Origin of the sequence: Cyclobacterium sp. SYSU L10401, assembly GCF_010993705.1 — a bacterium.
GTDB lineage: Bacteria > Bacteroidota > Bacteroidia > Cytophagales > Cyclobacteriaceae > Cyclobacterium.
The window spans coordinates 181,161-194,347 of record NZ_WOFO01000008.1; the positions used below are offsets into that span (position 1 = coordinate 181,161).

At 42.2% G+C, this 13,187-nt stretch carries 10 protein-coding genes; 4 read left to right on the forward strand and 6 right to left on the reverse strand.

What is annotated here, in order from left to right:
- Positions 1–116 precede the first annotated feature (116 nt).
- Positions 117–1,235: an AEC family transporter gene (locus GL182_RS18095; RefSeq protein WP_163381192.1), complete on the reverse strand. Its 1,119-nt coding sequence runs from the start codon at positions 1,233–1,235 to the stop codon at positions 117–119.
- A gap of 71 nt (positions 1,236–1,306) precedes the next feature.
- A complete protein-coding gene (locus GL182_RS18100) occupies positions 1,307–2,476 on the reverse strand; it encodes a pyridoxal phosphate-dependent aminotransferase (protein ID WP_410492717.1) in 1,170 nt (389 codons plus the stop codon).
- A 544-nt stretch (positions 2,477–3,020) separates the two neighbouring features.
- On the opposite strand from GL182_RS18100, the gene GL182_RS18105 reads away from it, so the two are divergent.
- A complete protein-coding gene (locus GL182_RS18105) occupies positions 3,021–3,278 on the forward strand; it encodes a hypothetical protein (protein ID WP_163381194.1) in 258 nt (85 codons plus the stop codon).
- A complete protein-coding gene (locus tag GL182_RS18110; protein ID WP_163381195.1) occupies positions 3,275–4,045 on the forward strand; it encodes an XRE family transcriptional regulator in 771 nt (256 codons plus the stop codon). Before GL182_RS18105 ends, GL182_RS18110 begins: the two co-directional genes overlap by 4 nt.
- A gap of 16 nt (positions 4,046–4,061) precedes the next feature.
- Here GL182_RS18110 and GL182_RS18115 read toward each other — a convergent pair whose 3' ends face one another.
- Positions 4,062–4,826, reverse strand: coding sequence for a hypothetical protein (locus GL182_RS18115; protein ID WP_163381196.1), 765 nt, complete (start codon positions 4,824–4,826; stop codon positions 4,062–4,064).
- Positions 4,827–4,960: 134 nt separating this feature from the next.
- Between GL182_RS18115 and GL182_RS18120 the strand changes: the two genes are divergently transcribed.
- Positions 4,961–5,620, forward strand: coding sequence for a 2OG-Fe(II) oxygenase (locus GL182_RS18120; protein WP_240469880.1), 660 nt, complete (start codon positions 4,961–4,963; stop codon positions 5,618–5,620).
- A 5-nt stretch (positions 5,621–5,625) separates the two neighbouring features.
- Here GL182_RS18120 and GL182_RS18125 read toward each other — a convergent pair whose 3' ends face one another.
- From GL182_RS18125 to GL182_RS18135, 3 genes are all read right to left on the reverse strand, one after another.
- Complete coding sequence (locus GL182_RS18125) at positions 5,626–6,060, reverse strand: DUF4174 domain-containing protein (RefSeq protein WP_163381197.1); 435 nt, start codon at positions 6,058–6,060, stop codon at positions 5,626–5,628.
- A 103-nt stretch (positions 6,061–6,163) separates the two neighbouring features.
- Positions 6,164–8,272: a methionine--tRNA ligase gene (gene metG / locus GL182_RS18130; protein WP_262889350.1), complete on the reverse strand. Its 2,109-nt coding sequence runs from the start codon at positions 8,270–8,272 to the stop codon at positions 6,164–6,166.
- Between the two features lie 48 nt (positions 8,273–8,320).
- On the reverse strand, positions 8,321–9,229 hold the full coding sequence (locus GL182_RS18135) for a hypothetical protein (protein WP_163381199.1): 909 nt from the start codon (positions 9,227–9,229) through the stop codon (positions 8,321–8,323).
- A gap of 706 nt (positions 9,230–9,935) precedes the next feature.
- Here GL182_RS18135 and GL182_RS18140 point away from each other — a divergent pair.
- Positions 9,936–13,181, forward strand: a complete 3,246-nt coding sequence (locus GL182_RS18140; RefSeq protein WP_163381200.1) for a SusC/RagA family TonB-linked outer membrane protein — start codon at positions 9,936–9,938, stop codon at positions 13,179–13,181.
- Positions 13,182–13,187 lie beyond the last annotated feature (6 nt).

Below are 13,187 nucleotides of genomic sequence, written 5' to 3' on the forward strand. Positions count from 1 at the left end.
TTTGACCCGGACCAGCAGCTTATAAAAAAAAGCAGCTCTCCACATGAAAAGCTGCTTTTTAAGTTTACAGAGGTAAATCTGATCACATTGTAAATTAATTGTTAGTGGTTTATTTTTTAAGAAGAGTGGGTTTCTTTTTCCAATGCTGGCTCATATTCGATAAGATTAAACCATTTCAGTAAAGGTTTAATGATCCCTAAACCTATCAAAACAAAGCCTATAACCAATAATGTGGTGGAAGACGCGAATAATTCTCCAAAGGAAAATACCGTCAGCATAATGAGAGTGGAGAAGGGGAGTGAACAAGCTAAAATGTTTACTGCCAGTTCCATGTCGAAAGTTTTATTCCTTTTCTTTTCACTATCCTGTTCCAGAGCTGTAACCGAGGCCATGTGAGCAAAAGGCCAGAAACTGATGGCACTTTGCGGGAATACTACCAAAACCAAAATTGCAGCATAAGATAATTGCGGTGCAAATAGCAAGATCGTGCCACTCAGTAGGAAAGTCAAGCCGGATCGAATCATGAGTAGGCCTGCAATTTTCCTGATTTGTTTCCAGTTAAAGACAACGGCAATGCCGATAAAGATCAAAACCAATGGCGTCATCAGATTACTCAGGGTACTGATGGCTGTAGCCATAAATGTGGGGAGGTTTTCCAAATGTAAGCCCATACTGATCAACACCAATGCCAATATAATGACCACATTAATCGGTTCATTTATCAGACTCAGTAGAAGAGATTTGATTTTCTCTCCATTGCCTACCTTTATATCGTTGTTAATTTTAAAATACCAGCTCATGGCAATCATGTAAGCGATTACCAGGACAAATACCTTATTTCCAATATCCGCCAATGCACCCCAGGCCAGGGCATCATCTCCCAGGTATTCTATCAGAAAGGGAAAGCACGATAATCCCGGAGCCAGCGAAGGAAACAACAACAAATAGGTCCTATATGCTGAGGAATCTTTTTCCAGGCCAAATAGCGGAAGCGTGTATTTTAGTATAAAGTATAAAATAAAATTGAAGGCTAGTGCCATAACAGGCAAAGCCAATAGATCCCACTGCACTTCAGCCTTTAGTAGAGCTACAAATATGATGGCGGGAAGGGCGACGGTGAGAATCAAGGTTTTTAAACCTTTTTGCTGTGCAGGATCTTTGAGTTTTTTTCTTAGTAAAAACCCAATAACCAATAGCAATAGCAAAGAAAGCGTCTTTTGGACAGCTAAGTTCATAAGGATTGATCAGTTTGTTAGTGATTGTAAAGTGGTTGGTTATTTGGGGTTTATTGCTAACTGATCAATAATCAAGCTGTTACTGTTTTTAAAGCATCTACAAACAATTTCATTTCATCCATGGTGCCCATGCTTACCCTGCACCAAGGTTGGTCTGCTATGGAATACACACGAATACCTACACCCTGATCCATCATTTTACCGGCAAATGCCTTACCTTCCTGTTGAATGGGGAAAATCATGAAACTGGTGTGAGAAGTGATAGGATCAAATCCCATGGATTTTACCTGACCTAAGGTATATTCTTTGGATTCTTTGTTCCATTCTCTGCAGGATGCAATGAATTTCTCGTCTTTTAGGCTGGCAATCGCACCTTTAAGAGAGGTTACGCAAAGACCCATGGTACCTCTTACCATGCTGGTGATGGACTTGATGCGTTCTTCGGTGGCCACCATATAACCTACCCTAAGTCCGGCCATGCCATGAATTTTTGAAAAGGTGCGTGCTACCATTACATCATGTCCTTCCTTCACCAAGCCTACCATGGTGTGGTCAGCAGGTTTGTCCATAAACTCCAAATAAGCTTCATCCACAAAAATCGGTCGCTTTTTGGAAGCACTTTTGCAAAAACCCTTCAATTCAACTGGATCAGTGATGGCTCCCATTGGATTGTTGGGATTACATACATAGAGTAATTTGGTGTCTGCATCAATGGCGCTTTCCATGGCATCCAAATCATGGGAATAATCAGCTTTCAAAGGAACAGCTTTCCAGTCTCCCCCCATGGCTTTGGCAGTGTTGACCAGAGACATGTAAGAAGGGTCTGCTGAAATCACATTTCCTCCCTTTTGGCACAATACTATAGCTGTTTTTTCCAGCATGTCTGTGGAACCTGGTCCAAGCATGATGTTTTCAGGTTTAACTCCCTCCTTTTCGGCCAGCATATCTATCAGGTAAGCGGCATCCCCATGTCCATACCGGTTACCCATGCTGATGGATTCTGCTATTGCTTTCTGAACACTGGAAGAGGGTCCAAATGGGTTCTCATTGGCCAGTAATCTGGCTTTCATTTTCACGTCTTTATAGATGGGATTCATCTCCCATAACATGCTTTCGCTGCTCCAGTTTTGTCCAGATACGGAATTGGTCTTAGCTGAAAGGTTTCCGGTTAACAATGGTAGTGAACCCAAACCCAAAACGCTGGTTTTTAACCAGTCTCTTCTGTTGAAATTTTTCATAATTCTGCTTTTGTAAAGTGGTTAATATTTTGGTTTAAATTTACACCAAATTTGAATCAAAAAAAATTTAATCATAAAAAATAGGCTTATTTAAAAGCCAAAAAAAATATTTTGTGTACAAAAATATAAAAAGTAGGGTGAAAAATAACCCTATTAACTAGATAGGGAAAGCAGTTAGGCACCGTTCCGGGTTGTATTTTTTTTAAACTGGAGATTTTCCAGAGATTTTTTAAGAAATTCCCGCCTTAGTAACCTGAGTCTGGCCAATTTTCTGCAAATAACCGTGAATGGCTTCATTGGTAAACCTTCTAGTCATATTGTGGGAAGGGAAGGGGCCTGGTAGTCCCGCAACCTGGGAGATTTCCACAGCTTTCCAGGCTCAAACTTATCTCTAATCCTACCGATACCCGTTTTTTAACATAATTTCAACCCGAATTTCAGGATATGACAAATTTGGGCAGGTCAGCAGAAATAAAATAAATTGATTTGTTTATTTTATTAACCTTTCATATATTTATAATGTTGATTTTATAAACATATGGTTCTAATGAAAAATTGCTTCAAAATAAACTTTACTACAAAAAAACTTACCTCAGGAAATGTTCAGGTTAAATTTCATGTTTTGGATACCCCAAAACCAAGGTATGGTTACCTTTTGGTGGGGGCAGACTATTCGGATCAGGAAATCATTGATGAGATTAAATTGAGGTTGAGCCAAAGATCGCATTCCAAAATGGACCTGCTCAGGTTTACATTCAAAAACCATTGGAAGGATGACCACCAATTTTTTCTTTATTCCGCATGAAATTTTTGTCATCAAATATCAGGCATTTGCGAAAAAGCCGACAACTTACCCAGGAACAGCTTGCTGAAAAACTGGGTGTTCAAAGAAGCATGATATCCGCCTATGAAGACGGTAGGTCAGAGCCCAAGCTTTCTGCTTTAAAGCTTATGCTAGCTATATTTGAAGTCGGAATGGACGAATTGGTTTTTTGGGACATTAAGGAAAATGGTCGCAAATACCTGCAGAAGGATCCAATTAAAATTTTGACGGTTACTTTGGATGCAAAAAATGAAGAGTGGATAAGTATGGTTGGACAAAAAGCTTCTGCTGGCTACCTGAATGGCTATGCAGATCCTGAATACATGGAACAATTACCCAGTTTCAGTTTGCCAAATCTTTCGAAAAGCAACACTTACCGGGCTTTTGAAATCAGTGGGGACAGCATGCTCCCCTTGATGCCCGGAACTTTGATCATTGGGGCCTATCTGGAAAATGCTTTGGAAGTAAAAAATGGTAAATCATACGTGCTGGTAACCAGAAATGAAGGCATTGTGTATAAGCGGGTATTCAATTATATCAGGGAGAAGGGAAAGCTATTTGTGGTATCTGATAATGATCGATATAAACCTTATGATATACCTGTTGAGGATGTAATGGAAATTTGGGAAGCAAAGGCTTATGTAAGTACCCATTTTCCGGAGCCCTCAGCAAGCCCTCTTTCTTTGGAGGATTTGGGAAAGATGATTCAGGAGATCAAGACCGATATCCGAAAAATTACCGGGAATTAACCTTATCAATATTGCTTCAGTCGGATAATTCTTTGAATGCCTCCATGATTTTTTCCTTTGCATCAAATTCCTCGTCCAGATTGATTATTCCGGTTTCAAAATTATGCCAAAGGCCATCTCCGCAATCCAGGTATTGCCCCTCTTGGGTTGGCGCTTCTTCCCTGGCTAATCCATAGTCATAGTCAGGGATGAAAATGAGAGAGGCCAGGTCCCTGCCTTTTTCCCATTCCATGGATTTGACCTGATTATTCACTTTTGCTTCCACCTTTCTGATAGAAAACCTGAATAGTAAATCGATATTGATTTCTTGCGATGGGTGGATAGATTTATACCTGATGCACAGGGGAGCTTCTTTTTTACTGATTTCGTAGATTGCCTGGATAAAATCCTGACAGGTAAGGTACCATTCATCTTGGTTTAATGGAATATCCCTGGTGATTTTACCATGAATGTCTTTTGCTAAAATCTTAATACCTCCTTTGTCTCCCAAAGCTTTTTGGTTGGACCATTTGGATGATGAATAAAGCTTTTTAAAAATATTCTCCCATAGATTGGGGATTTCACCTTTATAGCTATAGTCATCTGCCATGGTAAAGCCTTCGTCGGTAATCTCTTCTGGATTTAAGTTTTCCCTTCCGGTATATTGGATGTCGAATTGGGTATTGACAAAATTCTTACCAAAAGACATTTTTAGCTTAAACACATGGCTGAAGGGTGGTGGTACTTCACCGGTAATATACTCAATTTCCAGCCGGGTGATGTCGTCGGATTTTAAATGCATGATTTACGCTTCCTGTGATGGGTTCAAAATTAATGCTTATTTATCAAATAAATCGAATAGGCCCGAAATTCCATTTTCTTCGGATGTAATTAGAGAGAATTTCCCAATTTAAGAAAAATAAATCAACCGGTATAATGCAAATTTTCCCGAAATTTGCAGGTATGGATGAAAAACAAGTTGCAGGAAAAAAAACAAATGAAGAACTGGCAGAGGAGCTATACGCCAGGGGCTGGTCAGTGTCTGACCATTACATTTCGGAAGACTTCAGGAAGCAACTGTTAAAGGAGCAGCAAGAACTGCTTTACCATGGACAGTTTCGCCATGCCGGAATAGGCAATGGAGAAAGCTTTGCCATCAAACCTGAAATAAGAAGTGATAAGGTATTATGGCTTGACGAAAATCAATTGACTCCTTTGCAGCAAAAATACTGGAACTCATTGGATCAATTAAGAACGGCGATCAATCAACGGTGTTTTCTTGGGTTGAGATCTTTTGAATCCCATTTTGCCATGTACCCTCCCGGCTCATTTTACCTCCGGCACCTGGACAGGTTTCAATCTGTCAGTTATCGGATCGTATCTGTCATTCTTTACCTGAATGACAGTTGGGATGAATCAAAAGGTGGGGCCCTCAGGCTGTATTTTACAGGACAGAATGGATTAGAGCAGTATCAGGATATTTTCCCAATAGGCGGAAGATTGGTTGTGTTTCTGAGTGGAGAAATGCTTCATGAAGTATTGCCCACCAAAAGCACCCGAATCAGCATCACCGGTTGGTTTAAAGACGAGTTTTGAGGCCATTAATTTTCCCGATTATCCCTTTCCTTCATTTCCCTGATCCGCATGGGCATGGCATCAATGGTGCTGAAAAGTTCCTTCCAGTCCACCTGAGCTTGCTCTCTTTTTAACTTTACTCCACCGTCTTTTCCAATCAGCACATAGCAAGACAGTTTTGAGCCCATGGCATACCTACTGGTTAATTTTTCCCGGTAGGCTGGGGTAAATACGTATTCACTATTGCCGGAGAGGGTATCCCCCAAGTGAAAATATATCAAATCCCTATCTGCAAGTTCTTCATCCAGTTGGGATGATTGGTCTATATCCAGCCCAGGTGGGGCATCCTCGCCGGGAAAAATCAGGACTACCCTGTTTTTCCACTGAAGATCCTCCAGGGTGATGGGGGAGGGATCGATGTTCATAACAATTAGGAATAGGGAAATAAGCAGCAGTTTCATAATTGATTCCCGGTTTTAAATACTTTTGATAGTTAACCACCAAAAATGCGCCATGTTTTCCCATATGACCGTTTTTCTTTGACAAATACACGATCCATCCGGTTTACCGGATGGTGGAGCCGGGGTTTGTGCTTTCATGGGGCGTCAGTAATTTGAATTTTCCTTCCGCATCTTCTGCCATCAGGATCATGCCCTCGGACGCAATCCCCGCCATTTTTTTAGGCGCAAGGTTGATCAGCATGGTTACCTGCTTTCCAATAAGGAACTCCGGTTCAAATTGTTCTGCCACTCCACTTAAAACGGTTTTTTTAACTTGTCCGGTATCCACGGTGAGCTGCAGCAGTTTCTTTGACTTCTTTACTTTTTCTGCTTTTATGATGGTTACAACCCGTAAATCCAACTTTGTAAAATCATCAAAGGCAATCAAGGGTTTTACCGGATCTGTTTGATATTGGACCTCTTCATTTTTGCTCTTGCTGTCCAATAATTTTTGCACTTGCTTTTCTACGGTGCTGTCTTCGACTTTCTGGAACAGCAAACTGCCGGGGTTGATTTCATCGCCTGCCTTTAAAAGGTCCATTTGACCTGCATTTTCCCAGTTGAATATTTTTAAACCCAGCATTGCCTTGATTTTTTCAGCCGTAAAGGGTAAAAAAGGAGCAGAAAGGATGGACAGATTGGCCGCAATATTCAAGGCTATATTCAATATGGTACCCGTTCTCTCCCGGTCAGTTTTAATGGTTTTCCAGGGTTCGGTATCTGCCAGGTATTTATTGCCTGTCCTGGCAAAATCCATCATGAGTGCCAAAGCTTCCCGGAATCGATACCTTTCCAAAGATTGGGCAATTTTATCAGGATAGGACTGCAATGCCAGCATCACTTCCTCATCTATGGGCTGCAGGCTGGATTTTTCGGGCACTTTTCCCTGAAAGTATTTATGGGTCAGGACCACCGCCCGGTTGATGAAATTTCCATATACGGCGACCAACTCGTTGTTATTTCTGGCCTGAAAATCTTTCCAGGTGAAATCATTGTCTTTGGTTTCAGGAGCATTGGCTGTCAAAACATAACGAAGTACGTCTTCCTGCCCGGGAAACTCTTCCAGGTATTCGTGCAGCCATACCGCCCAATTTCTGGAGGTAGAGATTTTCTGACCCTCGAGATTTAAAAACTCGTTGGCGGGCACATTGTCCGGCAAAATGAAATCCCCATGGGTTTTCAGGATAGCAGGAAAGGTGATACAGTGAAAAACAATATTGTCTTTGCCTATAAAATGCACCAACTTGGTATCCTGATCTTTCCAGTAAGGTTCCCAATCAATGCCTTTTTCCTTTGCCCATTCCTTGGTAGACGAAATATACCCTATAGGAGCGTCAAACCAAACATACAATACCTTCCCCTTCGCTTCGGGTAAGGGTACAGGAATTCCCCAGTCCATGTCCCGGGTCATGGACCGGGCTTGCAGGCCATCCCCTGCTTCCAGCCAACTTCTGCATTGACCCAGTACATTGTTTTTCCAGTCATGGGCGTGGTCTTTCAATATCCATTGCTTGAGAAATGGCGTGTACTTGCCCAGGTCTAGAAACCAATGTCTGGTCATTTTAAGCACAGGCGTATTGCCGCTAAGTTTCGATTTTGGGTGGATCAGGTCAGTAGGACTCAGGGAGGAGCCACATTTTTCACACTGATCTCCATAGGCCTGATCGTACCCGCAGTTTGGACAGGTTCCCTCTATGTACCTGTCCGCCAAAAACTGTCCGGCTTCTTCATCATAATATTGCTCGGTCTCTTTCTCTACAAATTCCCCCTGATTATACAGGTCCTTGAACAGTTGGCCGGCGGTTTCATGGTGAACCGGGGAACTTGTCCTGGAATAGTGATCAAAGCTAATACCGAATTTTTTAAAACTTTCCTTCATGATCCCATGGTAGCGATCTACCACTTCCTGGGGACTGATGTTTTCATTTTTGGCTTTGATGGTTATGGCTACGCCGTGCTCATCGGAGCCGCAGACATAGGCCACATCCCTTTTTTGCAACCGCAAATAACGCACATATATATCGGACGGAATGTAACACCCGGCCAGGTGGCCAATGTGAAGGGGTCCATTGGCGTAGGGTAATGCAGAAGTAATGGTATATCTTTTAAATATTTTTTCGCTCATAGCGCACAAAGATAGGGAAAATAGGTTTTGAGTGAAATATGCCGGCACAATAATCCCGTACGCAAACCCGGGGCACAGCCAGTTCAATCGGAGTCTTTAATCTTTGCCAAAGGGTACGGTGAGTCCCAGCCAGGGGATAGCAATGATGGTATCCAAACCCGGAGCTATGGGTAAAAATAATCCGTAATCCAGCCCGATTCTTTTGATGATTCTTCTTCCTCCTGCCGATATTATACCAATGGTTTCGCCTCCTGCTGCTATAAAATAGTTTTCAGTCAAAAAGTAACCGCGTGGACCAGTCCGGATCATCCCCGCTACAGAAAGGATAGGAGCATTGGCGATGGATCCTCCTGCGAAGGCCCAGCCCAATCCTAAAGTGAGGTTTTTGTCCCTGGACCCAAAAGTAGAAAGCCCATAGAGCATGCCAAAGCCTCCATCATCCAGACCGATAACCGTTCCTGCCAGCGCACCTGCACCCAGGTTGATTTTATCTTTTACTACGGGAAAAGAAACTTTAGGGGTAATCCATACCGGGGTTTGTGACCCGGCAAATAGGAATAGCGGTACAATGCCTCCTCCAATCGAAAAATTATCCGTAATGCCGGTTGCTACCTGATTGAAAAAGATCCACACGTTTTGATAGTAGGATTCTCCCTTTTTCAGTCCATAGCCATTGGGAAGCCAATAGTACCGGGTAGCCTGGGGATTGGAAAACCAGAATGCACCGTTTACAGTTTTGCCTGTTTCCATACCACTTATGCGCACAATATCAGATCGGAATAGGGTGATTTCTCCAAGATTCTGTGTATGAAGGGTAATTTTTACCTCATCTTCCGCGATAATAACGCCCAGATACTCATTCCCATCCTTTGTTTGCACCCACACCCTTTGGTTTTCCTCCGATTGGGTATTCAGGTCCTGAGCCCCAAGCATGAAAGGAAGGAAAGCCAAGGCCAGGGCAGTGCCTTTGAGACAACTTTTCATGAAGGAGAGCAGTGCATGCATCTGGATCAATGATTAAAATTTTTCACCTGACAGCACTTATAGCCATCACCAAAACTCCTTCTAAAATACAATTATTAAATGAATTTTAGCAGGATTTTTCGGAAATAAAATTCTTCAAATTTTTTGGCTAGAATTGATTTGATAAATCAAAAAATATAGGAAAAATTTTAATTTTTTTATGATTAATACTGATTTGGCTGTATAGGTGGATTGAAATCAATTTTGATGGTACAAAATTTTGATAGATTTTTTTGTTTTTTTAACAAAATATTTTCTATATTTCAAAAATCTTTAAGAATAATTAAAGATTAAATTAATCAGGATATCCGGGATTTAACCAGCCTGGTGTCAGTATAATTAACAAAACCTATAACCTAAACATTATGCAAACTTACACTTACATTTTGAAGAAACCTTTTTCATAGTTTCTGTCTCCCCTTAAGGGATTTTTAAAAGACCTTCCATCAACTTTATTTACTTATTATAGATCCCTGTTCAGGGCCTGAGGAGGTTCTATGTGTTGGTTATTCAGATTTTCATGTTTTGATTTTAAACGAAATCTAGCATGACACAATCGACACACAAAGGGATGATTATCAAACATGCGAGGTTCCATGTGACCCTGAAAAAACAATTATAAACACATGAAATGAATACTATGACCTAAACAATTCAATTAAATCCATATATAATTAAACCCAAAATTATGTTTAAATTTTACAAAAAGGTGAGTTTGTTTCTCTTGCTTACTTGCCTGGTCAGCACCGCTGTGCTGGCTCAGCGAAGCGTTTCCGGAGTCGTTTATGATGAGTTCGGTGACGGATTACCGGGTGTTACGGTGTTGGTGAAAGGTACAGCCACTGGCACGGCAACAGATTTAGATGGGAATTTTTCTTTAGATGTTCCCAGTAACGAAAGTGTATTGGTATTTTCTTTCGTAGGCTATAGGTCTACGGAACAGGTGGTTGGAAATCGGAGTGAAATTACCATTACCATGCAGCCTGATGAACAGACCCTATCGGAGTTGGTTGTAACAGGCTATACCATCGATGAAAGGAGGGAGACAACAGGAGCAATCTCCATTGTGGATCCCAAGGACCTTACCATTGTACCCACTGGAAATGTGGAACAAACCCTTCAGGGAAGGATTGCCGGAGTAAATGTGGTTACCAATGGTCAGCCAGGTACCACATCCCAAGTTAGAATCAGGGGCTTTGGAGCTTTTGGAGGAAATGAGCCGCTTTATATTGTAGATGGACTGCCTGTGGGTTCCACAGATTTTTTAAATCCGGATGACATTGAATCCACCACAGTCCTGAAAGATGCAGCAGCTGCTTCCATTTATGGAGCCAGGGCTGCCAATGGTGTCATCATCTATACGACCAAAAGAGGTAAGAAAGGTGCAGAGAAGCTGCGGGTAGATTACAATGGCATGTACGGATTTACCGATCCGGGTCCTGGTTTTGATATGATGAATCCGCAGGATTTTGCAGATTACACCTGGCTGGCGGAAAGAAACACCGCGATGATTCAGGATAGGGAGCCCAACTATGACCACCCGCAATTTGGATCAGGACCAGAACCAGTCTTGCCTTATTATATCAATGTGGGAGGGGCTTCAGGAGTTGATGGTCCTTTGTCCGATGCAGAAATTGAAGAACAGCGGGCCCTATATAACATCGACACGAGACAAGGAGCCGTTCACCAGCTGGTCAGGGCCAATCATGAAGGGACAGACTGGTACGCTGCCATTACACGTAGGGCACCGATCCACAGGCATTCACTAGGTTTTTATGGCGGTGGTGATGGAAGTCGTTTTTATCTCGGCCTGGGGATTCAGGAACAAGCGGGTATCATGACTGGAAATAACTTCAAGCGCTATTCATTGAGGGCGAATACGGAATTTGATGTTACACCTAACCTAAGAATTGGACAAAATTTCCAGGCGACTTACCGGCAAATCTTAGGTCAGTCGGGAGGTGCAGGGGGCCAGGGCGTAGCCAATGCGGAAAATGATTTTAATCTTTCATACCGAATGCCTACCATTATACCCATATACGATGAATTTGGAGGATATGCTGGTACAGCAGCAAGGGGATTCAATAACCCCAGAAATCCGGTAGCTAATAGGGAAGGCTTGCTGAATAACAGAAGTTTTAATGCAGAAGCCTTCGGAAATGTATACCTGGAGTATGATATAATAGATGATTTGACTTTCAGATCATCTTTGGGAGGCCGCTATAACAACTACTATTATTGGAATTATTCCAGACTTCAATATGAAAACTCAGAAAATAACTCGGCCTTCGGCTATGGAGAAGGTTCAGGTTTCTCTTTGAGCTGGACCTTTACCAATACCATGACTTACAATAAGACGTTTGGATTGCACAACCTCGACTTAATTGTAGGTCAGGAAGCTTTAAACACAGGTGCAGGGAGAAACAACAGCATGGTGGGACAGAATCCATTTTCAGAGGATATCAATTTTGTCAATATGTCCAATGTTCCTGTCAACACGAGACAGGTTAACAGTGGCCTTTTCAATGGAGTGAACTTTATGTCTTACTTTGGCAGGGCCAATTATATTTACAATGACAAATATATCCTGAGCGCTGTACTGAGAAGGGATGGTTCCTCCCGTTTTGGTGCCAATACCCGGTATGGGGTATTTCCAGCTTTTTCAGCCGCCTGGAGAATTTCAGCTGAACCATTTATGGCAGGCGCTACCTGGATGGATGATGTAAAAATCCGTGGTGGTTGGGGACAGATGGGAAATTCCAATAATGTGGACCCGGATAACCAATTCAGCCTTTTTGGAGGAAATATCGCTGCTTCCTCCTACGACATCACCGGTTCCAGTTCATCTGCCACCATAGGTTTTCGAAGGTCAAGGTTGGGAAATCCCAATGCCCGCTGGGAAACCGCCGTTACTCAGAATATTGGATTTGATGGTACATTCATTGGGGGTAAATTAGATATAATAGTGGATTGGTGGCAAAAGGATACCAGGGACTTGTTGTTTAGGGTGCCTGTGCCACTTACTGCTGGATTTAATGCCACGCCACCTTTGGTGAACATCGGAGAAATGTTGAACCGGGGATTGGATTTTCAAGTCATGACCAGGGGAAGACTTCCAGGTGATTTCACCTATGAGTGGACTGTTAATGGAGGATTTCTAAGAAATGAGATCGTATCGCTGGCTGGTGATTTACAATTTATCACTGATGTCAACCCTGGTTTCAGGGGTATTTTCCCCATTAGAAATCAATTGGGAAGACCGCTTTCTGCATTCTTTGGGTACGAAGTAGAAGGATTATTCAGGGATGCAGAGGATGTGGCCAGTCATCCCGATCAGGAGGGAGCCGCCCCGGGAAGATTTAAATTCAGGGATTTGAATGGAGATGGTAATATTGATGCAGACGACAGAACCTACCTGGGAAGCCCTGTTCCAAAGTTTACCGGAGGAACCAATTTCTCTCTGGGATATAAAAACTTTGATTTATCAGCCTATTTTTACACCTCTATTGGTAATAAAATATGGAATCAATCCAGGTGGTTTACAGATTTCTTCCAAACCTTTGAAGGTGCGGGAATATCTAACCGCTTAAAAGATGCCTGGACGCCTGAAAACCTGGATGCCAGCATACCCATCGTGGAAAAAACGGCTAATTTTAGTACCAGTAACAATGGGTCTTCCTTTTACGTGGAAGACGGCTCATACCTGCGGTTGCAAAATGTTACCATTGGTTATACCATGCCGGCCAACTTATTGGAAAGATGGAAAATGGAAAGGTTAAGGGTATTTGCTTCAGCAAATAACTTGTTTACCATCACCGGTTATTCCGGATTAGATCCCATGGTGGGTGGAAATGCTGACCTGACTTTTGGTATTGATGTGGGAAATTATCCCCTTACCAGAGGATATACTTTCGGTGTTAATTTAAGTTTTTAAATGGTG